The organism is Polynucleobacter sphagniphilus (assembly GCF_029892205.1).
In the GTDB taxonomy this organism is placed as follows: Bacteria; Pseudomonadota; Gammaproteobacteria; order Burkholderiales; family Burkholderiaceae; genus Polynucleobacter; species Polynucleobacter sphagniphilus.
Window position 1 is genome coordinate 75,279 of record NZ_JARXVX010000003.1, and the last position, 19,338, is coordinate 94,616.

The 19,338-nt window shown below is 45.8% G+C and carries 16 protein-coding genes; 12 read left to right on the plus strand and 4 right to left on the minus strand.

Annotated features, from left to right (window positions below; translation table 11 throughout):
• Positions 1 to 65 precede the first annotated feature (65 nt).
• From M2125_RS07225 to M2125_RS10925, 3 genes are read left to right on the plus strand one after another with little or no spacing between them, the layout of a single operon-like run.
• Positions 66 to 2,027: a lytic transglycosylase domain-containing protein gene (locus M2125_RS07225; protein WP_280742780.1), complete on the plus strand. Its 1,962-nt coding sequence runs from the start codon at positions 66 to 68 to the stop codon at positions 2,025 to 2,027.
• 14 nt (positions 2,028 to 2,041) lie between these two features.
• The gene (locus tag M2125_RS07230) at positions 2,042 to 2,950 is read left to right on the plus strand and encodes a complex I NDUFA9 subunit family protein (protein WP_076024403.1); all 909 of its coding nucleotides are present in this window, start codon (positions 2,042 to 2,044) and stop codon (positions 2,948 to 2,950) included.
• Positions 2,950 to 4,086, plus strand: coding sequence for a tRNA nucleotidyltransferase/poly(A) polymerase-related protein (locus M2125_RS10925; protein ID WP_338130195.1), 1,137 nt, complete (start codon positions 2,950 to 2,952; stop codon positions 4,084 to 4,086). The genes M2125_RS07230 and M2125_RS10925 overlap by 1 nt, the downstream gene beginning before the upstream one ends.
• Positions 4,087 to 4,098: 12 nt before the next feature.
• Here the strand turns inward: M2125_RS10925 and M2125_RS07240 are convergent, their stop codons facing one another.
• Positions 4,099 to 5,274, minus strand: coding sequence for a class I SAM-dependent methyltransferase (locus tag M2125_RS07240; RefSeq protein WP_277541827.1), 1,176 nt, complete (start codon positions 5,272 to 5,274; stop codon positions 4,099 to 4,101).
• Between the two features lie 37 nt (positions 5,275 to 5,311).
• On the opposite strand from M2125_RS07240, the gene M2125_RS07245 reads away from it, so the two are divergent.
• The 8 genes from M2125_RS07245 (at position 5,312) to M2125_RS07280 (ending at position 16,801) form a co-directional block, all read left to right on the plus strand.
• Complete coding sequence (locus M2125_RS07245; protein ID WP_280742781.1) at positions 5,312 to 6,142, plus strand: SDR family oxidoreductase; 831 nt, start codon at positions 5,312 to 5,314, stop codon at positions 6,140 to 6,142.
• 29 nt (positions 6,143 to 6,171) lie between these two features.
• Positions 6,172 to 6,567 (plus strand): dihydroneopterin aldolase, encoded by a 396-nt coding sequence (locus M2125_RS07250; protein ID WP_076024399.1) that lies wholly within the window; start codon positions 6,172 to 6,174, stop codon positions 6,565 to 6,567.
• A 21-nt stretch (positions 6,568 to 6,588) separates the two neighbouring features.
• Positions 6,589 to 7,497 (plus strand): tRNA 2-thiocytidine(32) synthetase TtcA, encoded by a 909-nt coding sequence (ttcA, locus tag M2125_RS07255; protein WP_277541833.1) that lies wholly within the window; start codon positions 6,589 to 6,591, stop codon positions 7,495 to 7,497.
• A complete protein-coding gene (gene glmU / locus M2125_RS07260; protein WP_280742782.1) occupies positions 7,494 to 8,966 on the plus strand; it encodes a bifunctional UDP-N-acetylglucosamine diphosphorylase/glucosamine-1-phosphate N-acetyltransferase GlmU in 1,473 nt (490 codons plus the stop codon). The genes ttcA and glmU overlap by 4 nt, the downstream gene beginning before the upstream one ends.
• A complete protein-coding gene (gene glmS / locus M2125_RS07265) occupies positions 8,966 to 10,798 on the plus strand; it encodes a glutamine--fructose-6-phosphate transaminase (isomerizing) (RefSeq protein ID WP_280742783.1) in 1,833 nt (610 codons plus the stop codon). Before glmU ends, glmS begins: the two co-directional genes overlap by 1 nt.
• Before the next feature lie 130 nt (positions 10,799 to 10,928).
• On the plus strand, positions 10,929 to 12,503 hold the full coding sequence (locus tag M2125_RS07270) for an efflux transporter outer membrane subunit (RefSeq protein WP_277541836.1): 1,575 nt from the start codon (positions 10,929 to 10,931) through the stop codon (positions 12,501 to 12,503).
• Between the two features lie 115 nt (positions 12,504 to 12,618).
• Entirely contained in the window at positions 12,619 to 13,758 is a 1,140-nt protein-coding gene (locus M2125_RS07275) for an efflux RND transporter periplasmic adaptor subunit (RefSeq protein ID WP_280741682.1), read from the plus strand.
• A gap of 7 nt (positions 13,759 to 13,765) precedes the next feature.
• Entirely contained in the window at positions 13,766 to 16,801 is a 3,036-nt protein-coding gene (locus M2125_RS07280) for an efflux RND transporter permease subunit (protein ID WP_280741630.1), read from the plus strand.
• 4 nt (positions 16,802 to 16,805) lie between these two features.
• Here the strand turns inward: M2125_RS07280 and M2125_RS07285 are convergent, their stop codons facing one another.
• Both M2125_RS07285 and M2125_RS07290 read right to left on the minus strand, forming a co-directional pair.
• Positions 16,806 to 17,468: a glutathione S-transferase family protein gene (locus M2125_RS07285; RefSeq protein ID WP_076024393.1), complete on the minus strand. Its 663-nt coding sequence runs from the start codon at positions 17,466 to 17,468 to the stop codon at positions 16,806 to 16,808.
• A gap of 13 nt (positions 17,469 to 17,481) precedes the next feature.
• The gene (locus tag M2125_RS07290) at positions 17,482 to 17,982 is read right to left on the minus strand and encodes a flavin reductase family protein (protein WP_076024392.1); all 501 of its coding nucleotides are present in this window, start codon (positions 17,980 to 17,982) and stop codon (positions 17,482 to 17,484) included.
• Between the two features lie 176 nt (positions 17,983 to 18,158).
• Here M2125_RS07290 and acuI point away from each other — a divergent pair, with 176 nt between their 5' ends.
• Positions 18,159 to 19,142 (plus strand): acrylyl-CoA reductase (NADPH), encoded by a 984-nt coding sequence (gene acuI / locus M2125_RS07295; protein ID WP_277541840.1) that lies wholly within the window; start codon positions 18,159 to 18,161, stop codon positions 19,140 to 19,142.
• Between the two features lie 4 nt (positions 19,143 to 19,146).
• On the opposite strand, the gene M2125_RS07300 is transcribed toward acuI, so the two are convergent.
• The gene (locus M2125_RS07300) at positions 19,147 to 19,323 is read right to left on the minus strand and encodes a DUF1289 domain-containing protein (protein WP_083657578.1); all 177 of its coding nucleotides are present in this window, start codon (positions 19,321 to 19,323) and stop codon (positions 19,147 to 19,149) included.
• Positions 19,324 to 19,338 lie beyond the last annotated feature (15 nt).

Here is a 19,338-nt window from a genome sequence, read left to right on the forward strand (position 1 = left end):
CATTATCAGGCGAAAATTAAAGAATATAGTAGCTCAGCGAGCTTGGTAAAGACACATGGGGTTTGATGGTGAAAAAGAAGTTGCTTGTAAGCGCAAAAAAAGGCAAGGCAATCGCAGGGGCATTCCTCTTGGGAATTCTTCTGGCATCCCCTATGGCTCACGCTGATAAAACAAAAAAGAGCGGTTCTAACAATATTAGCAAGGTAATGGCCAACGATTTAACTGATAGCGATCGTATTTTTATCGATTTACGCGAGGCAGCCAAAAAGAATGATGTCGCTAAAACGCAGCAATTGGCGGCAAGTCTGACCAATTACCCCTACGATGATTATGTGGCTTACTTTCGCATTAAGCCCCAGTTGTTTGATAGCGCTGGTGGCGCGCGTGCTGATAGTTCTGCAGATTCTCAGGTGAATGCATTTCTCACTCAATATCAAGGCAGTGCTTTAGCTGATCGGATGCGTAATGATTGGCTATTGGTTTTGGGCAAACGAAAAGATTGGGCTAATTTTGATGCTCAATATGCCAAATTTGTATTAGATGATGAGACCCAAGTGAAGTGCTACGCCTTGCAATCCAGATTGGCGCAAGGTGAAAATCCTGCAAAAGTAGGGCTTGATGCGCGTGCAGTTTTAATTGATCCCCGCTATTTCGGGCAGGCCTGTCAAGAGTTAGTACCAGCCTTAGTAGGGTTTGGTGGCATGAGTGCAAGTGAAGCAAAGGCAATTGGGCGCGCTGCTAATGAAATGGGTTTTGATACGATGTCCCGCCGCTTAGGTGGCGATGATCCAATCGCAGATATTGTTAAGGCAGCCAAAACCGATCCTGCAAAAGCGTATAAAGACTTTGCTCAGGTGGCTTCTCGTTACAGTAAAGAGAATCAAGCAGTTGCTTGGGGTGTTATTGGGCAGTTTTTAGGAAAAAAACTCGACTCAAACGCAGCCGATGCTTACCGCATGCAACAAGAATTAGGCTATAACGAACTACTCTCCGCTGAAACGCAGGAGTGGAAAGTGCGCGCTGGACTGCGCGCCAAAGATTGGAGCTTGGTAAAGAGTGCAATTGAGGGTATGAACCCAGCTGTACGCAATCGCGATCCAGCCTGGGTGTATTGGTATGCGCGCGCATTAAAGGCGGATGGTCAAGATGCCAAGGCGCGAGAAAACTATGAATTAATTTCTGACCAATTTAATTTCTACGGCCAATTAGCGCGTGAAGAATTGGGTAGGCCAAATCATGCGCCTCCACGTACTAAAGTATCTGAGCCAGAAATAGAAGCAATGACTAATCGCAAGGGTTTTATTAGAGCCGAGCGTTTATACGCAATGAATTTGCGCTTCGAGGGCAATCGGGAGTGGAATTGGGAGTTGCGTAATATGAGCGACAAACAATTATTGGCTGCCGCAGAATATGCCAAGCGAATCAACTTATATGACCGTGTTGTCAATACAGCCGATCGTACCAAGCAAGAGCATGACTTTAGTTTGCGCTATCCCACCCCTTATCGTGATGAGCTTTCTCCGATTGCCAGGCAAATTGATTTGAATTTGGCTTGGGCTTATGGATTAATACGTCAAGAATCGCGCTTCATTATGAATGCCGCATCTTCCGTTGGTGCTTCTGGTTTGATGCAGGTGATGCCCAACACTGCAAAATATGTAGCCAAGAAAATCGGGATGACCTCCTATACTAATGACCAGTTGAGCAACACCAATACCAACCTCACCTTAGGTAGTAATTACTTGAATATGGTATTGATGGATTTGGATGGATCCTGGGTTTTGGCTTCAGCAGCATACAACGCAGGTCCTGGACGCCCTAAACAATGGCGTGAGAAATTAACAACGCCAACAGAAGGCGCCATCTTTGCTGAAACGATTCCATTTAATGAGACGCGTACCTATGTCAAGAATGTCTTGGCAAACTCAACTTACTACACGACAGTCATTCAGGGGCAAACACCTTCACTAAAACAACGGCTGGGAGTAATTAGCCCTAAAGCTGCTAATTCTTCTGATTTACCTTAAGACATTGGGGTTTTATGAGATACGACATTCTTTTAATTGGTGGCAATGGGTTTGTAGGGCGAACACTTGCAGCGCGCCTGCAAAGGGAGGGTTATTCTGTTTTAATTCCGACCCGTCACCCTGCTAGTGCACGTGACTTCCGTATTCTTCCTGCAGTGCATATTGAAGATGCCGATGTAAATGACTTTGATGAATTGCAAAGCCTTTGTGCTTGCATCAAGCCTACTGGTGCTGTAATTAATTTAGTCGGCGTGTTACACGATAAACCTGCGACACCCTATGGCAAAGTGTTTAAGGCTGCGCATGTTGATTTGCCAAAAAATATTATTACTGCAATGCAGTTGCATGGCTTAAAGCGTTATTTGCATATGAGTGCTCTGGGTGCCGATAGTCAGGGCTTATCGATGTATCAGCGCAGTAAAGGCGACGGTGAGGCTGCAGTGAAGGCTAGTAATTTAGATTGGACTATTTTTCGCCCATCCGTTATTTTTGGCGAGCAAGATGAATTCATTAATCTGTTTGCTAAGTTAACCAAATTATTTCCAGCCTTACCTTTAGCGCATAGTGATGCACAGTTTCAGCCCGTCAGTGTCGATGATGTTGCGGGCGCATTTACTGCATCATTGAAAATGCCAAGAGCTACTCACCAATCTTATGATCTGGTTGGAGCGACAGTGCTGACGATGAAAGAAATTGTTCAATTGGCGGCGCGTAAATCTAAATCCTCTTGTATTGTTATTCCGGCGCCTGATTTAGTGGGTTATTTACAAGCCCTGGCTTTTGAGTATTTGCCAATCAAGACGCTCATGTCCCGTGACAATATTGCATCTATGCAAACACCCAATATTTTGCCTCCAGGCGGCCAAGATGCACTGATGGATGTATTTGGCATCAGTCGTCGAGCTATCGAGGATTTGGTGTAATGAAAATCTACGCGGTAGGCGGAGCCATTCGCGATACCCAAATGGGTTTACCGATGCATGACATTGATTATGTGGTGGTTGGCTCCAGCGTAGAGGAGATGTTGGCGAAAGGTTTTCGACCGGTCGGAAAAGATTTCCCGGTATTTTTGCACCCCCAAACACAAGCTGAATATGCTTTGGCCCGTACGGAGCGCAAAACAGGCTTAGGCTATAAAGGTTTTCTCTTTCATGCCGATCCCTCGGTGACACTAGAGCAAGATTTAGAGCGGCGTGATTTGACGATGAATGCTATGGCTCAAGAAGTGTCAGAGAGTGGTGCATTGGTAGGTCCAATTATTGACCCTTTTAATGGCCAAAGAGATTTGGTGGCGAAAGTATTTCGGCATGTATCAGATGCTTTTGCAGAAGACCCTTTACGCCTACTGCGAATTGCTCGTTTTGCAGCGCGTTTTCCGCAATTTACGGTAGCCCCTGAAACGCTCGAAGCACTCAAGGCGATTGTTCAATCGGGTGAACTCAATGCATTGTCTCCTGAGCGAATCTGGCAAGAATTGGCCAGAGGCTTGATTGCGGATAAGCCGATGCGAATGTTTCAAGTCTTGTTGGATACGGCTGCTGCGCAAACTATTTTGCCCGCAAGCTTGGTAGCTCAATTAGTACAAGAGCCCGCGAGAGAAATCATGGGTGCGCATTTACATGCAAGTGCGGCAGTATTAGAGCAGCGTTGTGCAGTGGCTTTGATGAACTTGCCCGCTACTGAAATACGGTCTTGGGCGGAGTGCATTCGAATGCCAATAGAGGTGCGCGACTTTAGTGAAATCTTTAGTGAATTAATTCAATTTCTGAAGATGAGCTTAGGTGGTGTATTTCAAGCAATCGATGTGCTTGCTTGGTTCAATCGCGCTGATGTTTGGCGTAAGCCTGAGCGTGGCAACAAGTTATTGCAGCTAGCTCGCAAACTTGGTTTTAAGGTGGACAGCTTGATTCTTGCTATGCAACAAGCACAACTGCTTAATGCACCTGAAATTATTGCCACCATTCCCCTTGAAGACAAACTGAATGGTGAGCGCATTCGGAGTGCAGTTGAGGCGGCACGCTTAGCCACCATCACCTCTGCGCTGAATCTAAATAATTAAAACCAGGCTGGTTTACAGCCTATTTCTGCCGCGAAGTCCAGGTAGATCCTCAAGAGAATATCCCGGTAGTAACTTATGCAGATTCTTTGAGAAGGCAAACGCCTTAAATAGTTCACCCATCTCGGCTTCCGATAGTAGTTTTTGTAAGGCATTAGAGATAGGTAGAAAGACTTCAGGGTTGCTCGGGTCTGCACTCTCTAGGGCAATTTCACCGATACCAGCATCAAGTAAATATGCTGCTTGGTTAGTGAGGTACACGTCATCTGCATTTTCATCCAATGCATTGCGGGCAATTTGAGACCACTCGACGTGTGTCGTGATGTCGCATAGGCCAGGAAGATAAAACGGATCTTGAATCGCATGATGGCGATGGTGCGCCATTAGTGTGCCCTCAATGCGTTGTGGGTGGTAATACTCGCTCTCCGGAAAGCCATAATCAAATGTCAGAAATAAGCCCATATCCAGTTGCTTTGCAATCTGACGAAGCCAACTATTTGCTTGAAGATGCAGCTCGCTGACATAGCCTTCTGAATAGCTATCAACTCGTAGTGGCTCGGGTAAAAGATCTTGAGGGACTGGCGCACCGGTTTGCCAGGTAAGTTGACCTTCATGAAGGCAAACGTTCTGCCAATGCCAAAATCCATCTTGATAAACAATAGCATCGCAAGGAATAGCATCGATCACCTCATTAGCAATCATGACGCCCTTAAATTGCTCGGGTAAAGCGCTGAGCCACTGACATTCGGTTGTTAGGCCTAATTCTGCTGAGATACTCCCCAGCCTTTTTTGTTGTCTTTGCGTTAAGTCCGGTGAAATCTCAATAATTTGGTAGCGATCCAAAGCAAAGCCCAGATCGTGCAAGCGCTTCAGAATAGATTGGGCTAACTTACCAGTGCCTGCACCAAACTCCAGAATCTGGGCGGGTAAGCCTTTGGCTTTGAGGGCCTCCAAAACGGGCAATAAGGTTGAGACGATGGCTGCGCCAAATAGTGGGCTTAATTCAGGGGCGGTAGTGAAATCACCTCCAATGCCTAATTTATGAGCACCAGCGCTGTAATAACCCATTCCAGGCTCGTAAAGTGCCATCTCCATATAGCGAGAAAAGGGCATTTGCCCACTTCCAGAGGCTATTTCAGTCGCCATTTTTTGATATAGAAGGGCGGTATGCTCCGTTTCGAGGCTGCTCAAGGTAATATCCATAGCTCGTTAGTCTAAGAGAATTTTGGTGAACTTGAGTTCAATATCCCCTTCACAGCAAAATAAAGCGGTATTGGTGACCGGCGCTGCTAAGCGTTTAGGTAAGGCCATTGCCCTTGAGTTTGCTCGTCAAGGATGGGACGTTGCGGTTCATTATGGGCGTTCTGAGTCTGAGGCTATGGCCACAGTAACTGAAATACAAGCCCTGGGCAGAAGGGCCAAAGCATTTCGGGCTGAGTTATCCCAGGAAGAAGATGTTCGGGCCCTATTTATAGCGGTGAGCCATGAATTTACTAATCTGTCTTGTTTGGTGAATAACGCTTCTATTTTTGAATTTGATCGCGCTAACTCTGAAGTGCCATTAAGTGGTGCAAGCCTACAAGAGCACATGCAGGTTAATGTGACTGCTCCGATTCTTTTATCTCAGCTCATGTTTGCATTGCAAAAGACAATCAAGGCAAAGCAAGCTGGCACAGAATCAGCTCAAAGCGTACTGCCTGCAGTCATTCAGCTGTTAGATCAAAAATTGATTAATCCAAATCCTGATTATTTATCCTATACCTTATCAAAAAGTGCGCTGCTTGCTTCTGTGGAGTTATTGGCAATGGATTTCGCACCATGGCTACGTGTTGTTGGTTTAGCCCCAGGGATTTCTTTGCTATCGGGCGATCAAACGCAGTCAGGATTTACGAGTGCGCATCAGATGACGCCACTTGGAAAGTCCTCTACCCCAAATGATATTGCTAGAGCAGCAGTTTTTTTAGCAGAATCGAATGCCATCACTGGAACCACCTTATATGTTGATGGTGGGCAGCACTTGCTGCCATCTGACCGTGATGTCATGTTTAAAACGAATTGATTTACAAATAATTATTTAGGCCACTATTTATGCATGCCATTCTTTCTCATCCCGCTTTAGTGGATTGCCGCCGCTTATTTTTGCGCGATTATGAAATCTATATCAACATTGGCGTTCATGACTTCGAAAAAAAGGCTGAACAGCGCGTCATTTTGAATGTCGATTTATATATACCCTTAAAAGAAAATACACCCACACAAGATTTATTGGACGAAGTAGTTGATTATGACTTCATGCGCGAAACTATTAAGGCACGGGCTATGCAGGGCCATATTCATTTACAAGAAACCTTCTGTGATGAGATTGTTGCGGCAATGTTGATGCACCCAAAAGTATTGGCAGCCCGCGTGAGTACTGCAAAACCAGATGTGTACCCCGACTGCCATTCTGTTGGTGTTGAAGTATTTCGGATGAAACAAAATTAAACAAAAGAATATATTGAGCTGATGGGTGATATTCGTAAAGTTGTTTTCGAAGAAAACAAGCTAGAAAAAAAGTTATGCCGTCTGGTGGGTCAAGCCATTGGTGATTTTGGCATGATTGAAGACGGCGATAAAGTCATGGTCTGTCTGTCGGGAGGGAAAGATAGTTATGCCATGCTTGATATCTTGCTCAAGCTGCGGGAGCGTGCGCCGATTCATTTTGAAATCGTTGCTGTTAACTTGGATCAAAAGCAGCCGGATTTCCCAGAAGAAATTTTGCCAAACTATTTAAAAAGTTTAGGCGTAGATTTTCATATTGAAGAGCAAGATACTTACAGTATTGTGAAACGCGTTATTCCTGAGGGAAAAACGACTTGTGGTTTATGTTCCCGCTTGCGCCGTGGAATTTTGTATCGCGTTGCCGATGAGCTGGGCGCTACTAAGATTGCTTTGGGACATCATCGCGATGACATCTTAGAAACACTCATGCTCAATATGTTTTATGCAGGGAAGTTAAAGGGCATGCCTCCTAAGTTACGCTCTGATGATGGCAAGCATATTGTGATTCGACCTTTGGCTTATGTGCCAGAAAAGCTATTAGAGCGTTATGCAGTTGATATGAATTTCCCTATCATTCCGTGTAATTTATGCGGCAGTCAGCCAAACTTACAGCGTGGCGCTATGAAGCAAATGCTGCGGGACTGGGAGAGGCAATTTCCGGGGCGCGTTGAAAATCTTTTTCGCTCAATGCACCACATCGTGCCATCCCATTTGATGGACGGCGAAGCATTTGATTTTAAGAATTTAGAGATCGCAACCCAATTGGGCGGTATTGCTGCCCGATCCGGCGGAGATAAGGCAATTGATGAGACCGAGCTCGATGAATTGGCTTGCGGCACGGTTATCCCTGGGATTTATAATCAATCTTTATGAATATTGTCATTTTGGCTGCAGGGCAAGGCAAGCGGATGAAATCCGCGCTGCCTAAAGTACTTCAAACACTTGCTGGTAAGCCTTTGCTTGCACATGTATTGGGCACGGCTTTAGCGCTTCAAGGGAAGCAGGCTGCAAGAGGCCCGATTGTGGTTGTAGGACATGGCTCAGCAGATGTTAAAACCTTTTTAACTAAAGCAGCCCAAGCTGATGCTAGTGTCTCTAAGGTCAGCACGGTATTGCAGGCGGAACAAAAGGGTACCGGCCATGCGCTATTGCAGGCACTCTCCAAGTTAGATGTGCAAGAGCCTACTTTAGTGCTTTATGGCGATGTGCCGCTAACCACTAAAAAAACTTTGTCAAAACTAGTGCAGTTGGCTGATGGTGTGCGTGGTCAAGAATCTGCTCTCGCATTGTTAACACAAAATTTGAATAACCCAACAGGCTATGGTCGTATTGTGCGTGATGCGGATGGATCCGTTGTGCAAATTGTGGAAGAAAAAGATGCCACGCCAGCGCAAAAAGCGATTGCTGAAATCAATACCGGCATTATGGTGTTGCCAACTGGCTCGTTGAAGAAATGGTTAAAGTCCTTGCGTGCCAGTAATGCCCAAGGTGAGTACTATTTAACTGATGTGATTGCCATGGCAGTGAAAGATGGTGTTCCTATTCGAACAGCACAGGCAGATTTTGAATATGAAACTGTAGGCGTGAATAGTCGTGATCAACTCGCTTCCCTTGAGCGAGTCCACCAAAAAAGTTTAGCCAATCACCTGTTAGATGCTGGCGTATCGCTGGCTGATCCTGCGCGTATTGATATTCGTGGCAGCTTGGTATGTGGCACTGATGTCTTTATTGACGTAGGTTGCGTCTTTGAGGGTGATGTCAGTTTAGCGGCTGGTACTCAGATCGGTCCATATTGCATTATTCGTAACAGCATACTTGCAGAAAATGTGCAGATACATGCATTTAGTCATTTAGATGGTGCTCGAGTGGGCAGTTACTCAATTATTGGTCCCTATGCACGCTTGCGTCCCGGTGCAGATTTAGCAAATGATGTGCACATCGGAAACTTTGTTGAAGTAAAAAATAGCAAGATTGCTGCCAATAGCAAGGCTAATCACTTAGCCTATGTAGGTGATTCCATTGTGGGCTCTAGAGTAAATATTGGGGCCGGGACAATCACTTGTAATTACGATGGTGTTAATAAACATCAAACCATTATTGAAGACGATGTATTTATTGGGTCGGATACTCAGTTGGTTGCACCGGTACGTGTTGGACGCGGTGCAACTTTAGGGGCAGGCACAACACTGACTAAAGACGCCCCGCCGAATCAACTGACTGTTTCTAGAGCAAAACAAATTTCTTTACAGTGGCAACGCCCTGTGAAGCAAGAGAAAAAATCCGTTAGCAAAAAACCAGCGGCAAAAAAAAGTGCCTCAAAATCCACAAAGGGTAAAAAATAATGTGCGGTATTGTTGGAGGTGTATCACGTCAGAATATTGTGGACGTCCTGATTGAAGGACTACGTCGCCTTGAATATCGCGGTTACGATTCTTGTGGATTTGCAGTAATCAATGGTGATGATAACAAGCACCCTATTAAACGTGCGCGTACGACCGCCCGTGTTTCTGAATTGGCTGAGCAGGGTAAAGATTTTCATGGCACCCTGGGAATTGCCCATACCCGCTGGGCTACGCACGGTAAACCCGATACTGAAAATGCCCACCCTCACATCTCAAATGAATTGATTGCGGTAGTGCATAACGGCATCATTGAAAATTACGAAGTGTTACGCACACAATTGAAGTCTGTGGGGTATCTATTTACTTCCGAGACAGATACAGAAGTGATTGCGCATTTGATTCATCAAGAATATGTAGCACAAGGTAAAAAAGATCTTTTCGCATCGGTTAGAGCGGTATTGCCTCGGTTGCATGGTGCTTACGCTATTGGTGTGATTGCACAGGACTGTCCAGATATTTTGGTGGGTGCTAGAGTGGGTTCGCCGCTCGTTGTGGCGCTTGGAGAGGGCGAGAATTTCCTGGCTTCGGATGCACTTGCATTAGCAGGTAGAGCCCACTCCATGCTTTATCTAGAGGAGGGTGATGTTGCTGCTCTTCAGGCTGAAGGTATACAGATCATTGATGCAGCAGGTAATGCTGTACAGCGTCAGCATAAGCCGATGCCAGCACAGGCCGACTCCGTTGATTTGGGTCCCTATCAGCATTACATGCAAAAAGAAATCTTTGAGCAACCCAGGGCGATTGGTGATACCTTGGCTAATATTGCAGGATTTGGCCCCGAGCTTTTTCATGCGGATCCAGAAGAGTGGAAAAAATTTGAGCAGATATTGATTCTTGCTTGCGGGACTAGTTATTACTCTGCTTGCGTAGCCAAGTATTGGATTGAAGATCTTGCTGGCATTCCTACGCAAGTCGAAATTGCAAGTGAGTATCGTTATCGCACTACTGTGCCCAATCCGAAAACCTTGGTTGTGGTGGTTTCGCAATCGGGTGAGACGGCGGATACTTTGGCTGCATTACGGCATGCACAAAGCTTGGGCCATCAATTTACTTTGGCAGTATGTAATGTTGCTAGCAGTGCAATGGTGCGTGAAACCAAATGGCAATTTTTAACAAAAGCAGGAGCCGAGATTGGGGTTGCCTCTACCAAGGCTTTTACCACTCAGTTAGTGGCCCTTTATCTTTTAGCGGTGTCACTTGCTAAACGTGCGGGAAAAATTTCTCCAGAAAAAGAAAAGCAATTGTTGGCTGAGTTACGCCACTTGCCAAAAGCCTTGCACGCCGTCTTAGCGCTGGAGCCTCAAATCATTGCATGGAGTGCAGCATTCTCTCAATGTGAGAATGCCTTATTTCTTGGTCGCGGTATGCACTATCCGATTGCGCTCGAGGGTGCCCTCAAACTAAAAGAAATCTCTTATATTCATGCTGAGGCTTACCCTGCTGGGGAGCTCAAGCACGGACCATTGGCATTGGTTACGGATAAGATGCCCGTTATCACGGTTGCCCCCAAGGATGAATTGCTCGAGAAACTCAAATCCAATATGCAGGAAGTAAAAGCACGTGGTGGCAAGTTGTATGTATTTGCAGATCAAGATACTGAAATCACTAGCAGTGAAGGCATTCAAGTCATTCGCTTGCCTGAGCACTATGGGAATCTATCCCCCATATTGCATGTCGTGCCGCTGCAATTACTCGCGTACCACACTGCCTGTGCTTTAGGTACCGATGTCGACAAGCCAAGAAACTTGGCAAAAAGTGTCACCGTCGAGTAGGGTTAATTTGTAGTTTGACTTCCATCTCAGTGTGTGAACAAATTTAATTAGATAAATCAGGACCTTACAAAACGAAGTCGCAAAACTGTGTTCAAATATCTGCTGTAGAAAGAGGGTATTGAAACACTTCATGTTTTTTTTAAAGAGCTTCCCTAGATTGCATTTGCTTCTGCCCTTAATGGCGGCGGCATTGAGTGCGTGCGCAGTTGGCCCAGACTTTAAACAGCCAGATGTGCCTAAAGTGGTGGGATTTACTAAAACACCCGTTTCTGAAAAATTAGCTACCGTGCCAGATGTCCCTGGAGGCACACCGCAAGAGTTTGTGAAGGACGCTGATATTTCGGCGCAGTGGTGGGAGCTTTACAAGTCACCCCAATTAAATGCCCTCATTAAAAAAGCTCTGCAGCAGAATCCAACCCTAGGTGCTGCTGATGCTGCACTGCGCTCTGCTCAAGAAAACGTCAATGCACAAATTGGCGGTCAATACTTTCCTGCCGTAGGATTGGGGGCAAACGGTAGTCGCCAACAAACACCCAATGCTGCTTTTGGCCTGCCCGGGAATGGGAGCAATATTTATAACTTATATAACACTACGGTTAACGTGAGCTATAAGTTAGACGTGTTTGGTGGTGCACGCCGCACAGTTGAGAGCGCTCGAGCTCAAGCCGAGTACCAACAATTTCAGTTAGAAGCGGCGTACTTATCTCTCACCTCGAATATAGTTGCCTCAGCCATTCGTGAGGCAGCGCTTGAGGCGCAATTGAAGGCTACAGATGAAATTTTGAAGGCTCAAGAAAACTTGGCTGAGCTTACTGAGCAGCAATTGCAAATAGGAACCGTGTCTAAGGTTGACGTCACTTCGCAACAAGCATTAGTAGCTAACACGCAAGGTGATTTAATTGGCTACGAGAAAAATCTATCAATTACGCGCAATCAATTGGCAATTTATACCGGGGAGCTTCCTGGTAATGCAGACATTGCGGCATTCAATCTAAGCACCCTCAATTTACCGAGTAAGCTGCCACTCTCTTTGCCATCGAATTTAGTGCGTCAGCGACCTGACATTCGGGCTGCTGAAGCCCAGCTTAAATCCACTAATGCACTAGTGGGTGTGGCGACTGCTAATTTATTACCGCAGGTGAATTTAACAGCTGCCATGGGTTCTGAGGCTTTGACAACGGGCGCACTTTTTGGCCCGGGTGCAGCGCTGTGGAGTGTTGGTGGCGGGCTCTTCCAACCCCTGTTCCAGGGCGGCCAACTGCAGGCACAACGTCGCGGTGCAATGGCTAATTATGATCAGGCGGTATATCAATACCAGGCCACAGTATTAAATGCGTTTAAAGAAGTGGCTGATGCTTTGCGTGCCTTAGATACGGGCGCAAGGTCATTGAAGGCCGCCTCCAATGCAGAGCGTTATGCCTATGAAACATTGGACTTGGTGCAGCAGCAATATAAGTTGGGGACCCAAAGCTACCTAGCAGTTTTGTATTACCAAAGCCAGTACCAGCAAGCCAAAATTAAATCGATTCAAGCACAAGCAACCCGCTTCTCAGATACAGCGGCTCTCTTTGCCGCATTGGGAGGTGGTTGGTGGAATCGTGAAGCTCCAGCGTTCCAAGCGCATAGCGAAAGTAATTCTTTAAGTAATGCCGATCTCACTAACGGATTAAGTAAGAACTCAAATGACACTCCTCGAGAAAATTAATTCCACCCTGGTTGCGGTGTGGCTAAAGATAAAAGCAGTTTTTGGCTATCTTGGACAGAAGATGCGTTTACGTGCATGGTTTAAAACAACTCGGGCCTATGCAAAATTACAGGAGATGAATCCCCTGCGTCGTCGCATGATCATCATGCTCTGCTGTGTCTGTTTGTTGCTTGGCCTTATTTTTGGTTTCAACCAGTTTAAGAGCTACATGATTAAGAAATTCATCTCGGGGGCTGGCTTACCCCCAGCAACTGTATCGACGATGGATATTACTTCTACCCTATGGCAGCCTAATTTAACTAGCGTGGCAAATGTACGCGCTTTTAGGGGGGTTGAATTAAGTACTGAGCTTGGTGGTTTGGTGCAAACAGTGGCGGTGAAATCAGGTCAAGATGTGCAAGAAGGAGACCTCTTAATTAAATTAAATGATGCGTCTGATGTTGCCCAGCTACATTCTTTAAAGGCTTTGGCTGATTTAGCGAAAGTGATTAATGAGCGAGATCGTCAGCAATTGGCAATTCAAGCGATTAGCAAGAATGTCTATGACACCAGCAAAGCAGACGCCCAGTCTAAGCAAGCGCAAGTGGAGCAGCAAGCTGCCTTAGTCGCTAAAAAGACCTTAAAGGCACCTTTTAGTGGACGCGTTGGTATTGTGACCATTAATCCAGGTCAATATGTCAATCCTGGCGATAAGTTGATGACCCTGCAAACACTAGATCCTATTTTTCTAGATTTCACACTGCCACAAAGCAATGCCGAGCAAATTGCAGTTGGGCAAGACATTATCGTGACGACCGATGCATTTAAGGATGCTACCTTCACTGGCAAGATCACAGCAGTTAGTCCAAAGGTGGATACCAATACTCGTAATATTCAGATTGAAGCCCAATTGGCCAATCCGGATAAGAAAATTTTGCCCGGGATGTTTGCAAACGTAAATATCAAAGTCGGCCAAGAAACCAAGTTATTGACTCTCCCCCAGACAGCGGTGACCTATAACCCATATGGCTCTACGGTATTTATTGCGAAAGCAACGGATAAGAAAGATAAAGAAGGTAAGCCTGTATTAGAAGCTCAACAAGTATTTGTAACCACTGGTTCTACCCGGGGTGATCAGGTTGCTATTTTGAAGGGCTTGCAAGAGGGCGACACGGTAGTGACCAGTGGACAGCTTAAATTAAAAAATGGTACCCCTTTAATTATTAACAATACCGTATTGCCCGCTAACTCTCCTAATCCAAAGCCACAGGAATAAGTCCCCAATGAAATGGACCGACCTATTTATTCGTAAGCCAGTGTTATCACTGGTTGTGAGCGCGCTGGTATTGGTGTTTGGCTTGAAGGCGATTGGCTCCTTGCCAATCAATCAATATCCGCAAACTCAGAACGCAGTAGTGACGATAACAACCGCCTATTACGGCGCTGATCCAGAAACGATTGCAGGCTTTATTACTCAACCACTGGAGGCTTCAGTTTCTCAAGCGCAGGGGATTGATTACCTTTCTTCTACAAGCGTGAGTGGCGTCTCAACTATTGTTGCAACACTCAAGTTGAACTACGATTCAAATGCGGCCTTAACGCAAATTCAGACACAAATTAGTGCTGTCAAGAATCAACTTCCAGTGCAAGCCCAACAGCCAATCTTGACGGTACAAATGGGTCAGTCTACTGATGCCATGTACATGGGCTTTGATAGTGAGAACTTGCCCAGTAATGCAATTACCGATTACTTACTCCGTGTTGTAAAGCCTAAGCTTGATTCAGTTGAGGGCGTGCAGAATGCTGAAATTATTGGCGGCAGAAAATTTGCTTTACGAGCTTGGCTAGATCGTGAAAAGATGGCTGGATTAGGTATTGCGGCTGATGATGTATATAACGCAATGGCTGCTAACAACTACATTTCTGCCGTTGGAAGTACCAAAGGAGACATGGTTGCCGTCGACTTGGTTGCGGGTACCGATCTACACACATTAGAAGAATTCCGTAAGCTCATTGTGAAGCAAGATGGCATCAACATTGTTCATTTGGAGCAAGTCGCTAGTGTGAGTCTGGGTTCAGAGGACTACAACACCAATGTCGCTTTTAGTGGCAAGCAATCTGTTTTTATAGGTATTAAGGTAGCGCCGCAGGCTAACTTATTAGATGTTGCTGAGCGAGTCCGCAAGGTGATACCAGATATTCAGAGGCAACTCCCAGTTGGCATGACTGGCAAAGTGGTTTATGACTCCACTCAATTTATCACTAGCTCGATTAGTGAAGTCATTCATACCCTACTCGAAGCACTATTGATTGTGACGGTGGTGATTTACCTTTTCTTGGGTAGCTATCGTGCAGTTGCAGTGCCTGTCATTGCTATGCCCCTCTCATTGATTGGCACTTTCTTTTTAATGCAGATGCTGGGCTACTCGATTAATTTGCTGACCCTGTTGGCTTTGGTGCTTGCCATTGGATTAGTCGTAGACGATGCCATTATTGTGGTGGAGAACGTTGACCGCCATATGAAAGAGGGGAAGTCACCCCTAGAAGCCTCTTTGATTGCCGCTCGTGAATTAGGCGGCCCAATCTTAGCGATGACGGTAGTGCTTATTGCGGTGTACATACCTATTGGTTTCCAGGGCGGCTTAACAGGCGCTTTGTTTACTGAGTTTGCTTTTACATTAGCCAGTGCTGTTGCTGTTTCAGGCTTAATTGCGCTAACGCTCTCCCCAATGATGTGCTCCCGTATTTTTACTGAAGCTCAAGAGGCGTCTCCTTTTGTACAAAAGATTGATCACATCTTTGACAGAGTCCATCATAGTTATCAGGCCACTTTACGTAACCTATTGAGCACCTGGCAAGTCATTATTGTGATGGGTGTATTGCTTTTGGGCGGTGTTGCTTATCTCTATGCAACTGCGCGCGCTGAACTTGCTCCAACAGAAGATCAAGGCATTGTGTTGATGCAAGCTTCTGGGCCACCGAATAGTACCGTCAACCAGATGCAAATGTATGCCGATCAGATTTATCAAATTGCGGCTGCTGAACCTGAGTATCAGCAAATTTTCCAAATCACCAGCCCTACTACCAGCTTCGGCGGTGTGATTCTCAAGGACTGGGGTGAGCGTAAGCGTGGCGCCACTTCGTTCCAGCAGGATATGCAGAATAAGTGGAATTCGATTGCTGGCGCTAGGGTGGCGGCATTTCAATTTCCTGCTTTACCTGGCGCACAAGGCTTACCAGTGCAAGTGGTTATTAATAGTACGGAGTCTTATGAATTACTCAATGAAGTAGCGCAGCAGGTATTGGATAAAGCGCGCCGCAGCGGCAATTTCTTTTTTGTCGATTCAGATTTAAAGATTGATAAACCGCAAGATGTCTTGGTAATTGATCGTGACAAAGTTGCAGCGCTCGGTATGACCCAGCAACAAGTGGGTGCCGCACTTACCAATGCATTGGGTGGTGGCTACGTTAATTATTTTGCCGTTGCAGGTAGGTCTTATCGCGTGATTCCACAAGTAAAACAGGTGGATCGATTAAATCCCGATCAAATCTTGGACTATTACATTCGTACGCCGAGTGGTGCGATGATTCAGGCGCGCACTTTTGCCACGATTAAGCAAAAAGTAGTTCCAGAGTCGATTAATCACTTTCAGCAATTGAATTCAGCAACGATTTCTGGGGTGAGTACGCCATTTATTTCGCAGGCGGATTTGTTGGAGTTTATGCGCCAGACCTTAAAAGAAGTTGCGCCAAGCGGCTACACCATGGACTATGCAGGACCTTCCCGCCAGTTCATGGCAGAGTCAGGCGGATTTTTAGTAACCATGTTCTTTGCGATTCTGATCGTGTTCTTGGTACTCGCAGCTCAATTTGAAAGTTTCCGTGATCCGATTGTGATTTTGGTATCAGTACCACTGGCATTGTTTGGTGCTCTGATCTTTATCAATCTGGGATTCACCACCTTAAACGTGTATACGCAGGTAGGTCTGGTCACGTTAATGGGTTTAATTAGTAAGCACGGAATTTTGATTGTCGAATTTGCAAATGAATTACAACTCGCAGGGCGCAGTAAGTTAGATGCAATTATTGAGGCAAGCAGTGTTCGTCTCAGACCCATCCTAATGACAACTGCTGCAATGGTATTGGGCGTATTGCCCTTGGTCGTCGCCTCTGGGGCGGGTGCAGCAGGGCGTCAGTCAATGGGTATCGTGATCTTTACCGGTTTATCTATTGGTACTCTATTTACTTTATTCGTGGTGCCTGCAATGTATCTATTTATTGGCGCCGATCACCACGCTAGGAAATTTACGCAAGAGTAAGAAACTATTTCGTGACGATATTGAGTTGCTTGTCAGCAAACTCATTAAAGTGAGTATTGTTATTCATGCGCTCCATCCAGGCATCAATATTTTTTAATGGAGTGCGTGGACCAGTTTCTTCGGGGAAGGTTTCATTTAATAAAATCCAGCGGTGCACGCATAGGGCAAGGACAATATCACCTAGATGAAAGCGTTCACCCGCGCAGTACTGTTGAGTTTCTAGTGCCTGATCGAGCACACTAAAGTGTTTGTTTGAATTTTGGAATTGTTGACGTATTGCTGGGTAGTTTCTATCGGCTTGCGCAGTGCGTGTCAGCCCCAAAAATGACTGTCTCAAGTCTGGCCACATCGCATTTAATTGCCAATCCATCCATTTTTCAGATTGATACTGACTGTTAATGTCAGTTGGGAAACGGCCTTGCTTATCATGTGTTCGCGCCAAATAGCGCATGATGGTATTGGACTCCCACAGGGCGATGCCCTCATCTTCCAATACGGGTACTAGACCATTGGGATTGAGCTTTAGAAATTCAGGGCTGTTATTTTTTCCAAACTGTAGGCCTGCGTCGATGCGCTCGAAATCCTTACCTTCTTCAAAGCCTAGCTCCAAAAGAGTCCACAGAATCTTTTGGACATTAATAGAATTTTTTCTACCCCATAAGCGCATTTGAATTTCCTTTTTAAGCGGTTTTAAGATCCATTGGATTGAGTCCCACAAATTTGCTGCGCGCAAATATAAGGGGTTCTTTCTCCGGATCATTTTTTAAATTCAAGACCTTTGCCACAATGATGTTGTGATCGCCGCCCAAATGGACGGAGACGGTCTCACATTCGTAATAAGCCACACAACCATCAATTTGATTTAAGCCGCTTGCTGCGCGTTGGTGGGCGATATTGACGAACTGATTTTCTTTCACGGTTGCAAAATGCATTGCCAGCGCTTCTTGTGAGCGCTCAAGCACATGAATCAACTGCTTATGCCCAACTTCAAAAAAAGGCATTAAGCGCGAGTGCTTCTTTAGGCTCCACAAAATGAGAGGCGGCTCGAGTGAGACTGTATTAAAGGAGCTAATGGTGATTCCGTGCGATTGATCCTGCGCATCTAAGCAGGTAATGACCGTCACTCCGGTTGCGAAAGAGGCAAATCCCTTGCGTAATTCTTGCGATGTAAAAGGCGTCATTATTTGATGAGTGGGCTTGTAGTGCATTCTGCGTGGGAAAAGGCGAAACCCAAGCCAGAAATTGCGGTTAATAGTAGAATTTTTTTCACAGAAACCTCTTTAGGCAACAATGCTCCTTAGAATAAACCTATTAAGTATTTGTTGTGAGGCTACACACGCTTACAAAAGGAAGTGACATGTTTAAAGCAATCGTAATTAATAAAGATGAGCAGGGCTATCGTGCACAGCTCCAACAGCTTGAAGAGGCTGCTCTCCCTGCAGGTGAGGTGAAGGTAGATGTTCTCTATTCGACCTTGAACTACAAAGACGGTCTGGCCATTACTGGCAAAGGTCCAGTAGTGCGTAGCTTTCCAATGGTGCCAGGCATTGATTTCGCGGGCTGCGTCACTGAAAGCGCCACTCCTGACTTTAAGGTCGGGGATCTGGTCTTGTTAAACGGCTGGGGTGTGGGCGAAGGTCATTGGGGTGGTTTGGCGCAGCGTGCCAGCGTGAGGGCTGATTGGCTCATTCCGCTTCCAAAGGGTTTTACTGCTAAACAAGCCTTAGCCATTGGTACTGCAGGCTATACCGCCATGCTGTGCATTATGGCTCTACAAAAACACGGAACTAAGCCTAGTGATGGTGAAGTATTGGTTACTGGCGCAGCCGGTGGCGTTGGCAGCTTTGCGGTCAGTCTTTTGAGCAAACTTGGTTTTACTGTTGTGGCTAGCACTGGACGCCTTGATGAGGCAGACTATTTGAAAAAATTAGGCGCCAATGAAATCATTGATCGTGCTTCCCTGTCCGCACCAGGCAAGCCCCTCGCTAAAGAGCGCTGGGCAGCGGTAGTTGATAGCGTAGGAAGTCATACCTTGGCAAATGCCTGTGCCCAAACCAAGAGCGATGGTGCCGTAGCCGCATGTGGTTTAGCGCAAGGCATGGATTTCCCATCATCGGTCGCGCCTTTTATTTTGCGTGGTGTAACGCTGTATGGCATCAATAGCGTGACGGTGCCACGTGCAAAACGCATTGCTGCTTATGAGCAATTAAGTCAATTGGTTGATCTCAATACCTTAGATGAAATCTCTAAAGAAATTTCGTTGCAAGATGCGATTACTTATGCCGACCAATTAATGGCGGGCAATGTGCGTGGGCGCGTGATTGTAGATGTAAATCAATAGGCTTCTAAGAAGCTTGCTCAGGTTTGCGAGCATGAAGTTGCTCCCAAACTTTGAGCTTGTCTTCATTAGTGAGCTCAGACCAAGCGGCGATTTCATTCAGGGTACGATAGCATCCACGACAATACCCATTTAAAGGATCGATGTCGCACCAATTAATGCAAGGTGATGGAACTGTTATCAAGACAAGCCTAAGATC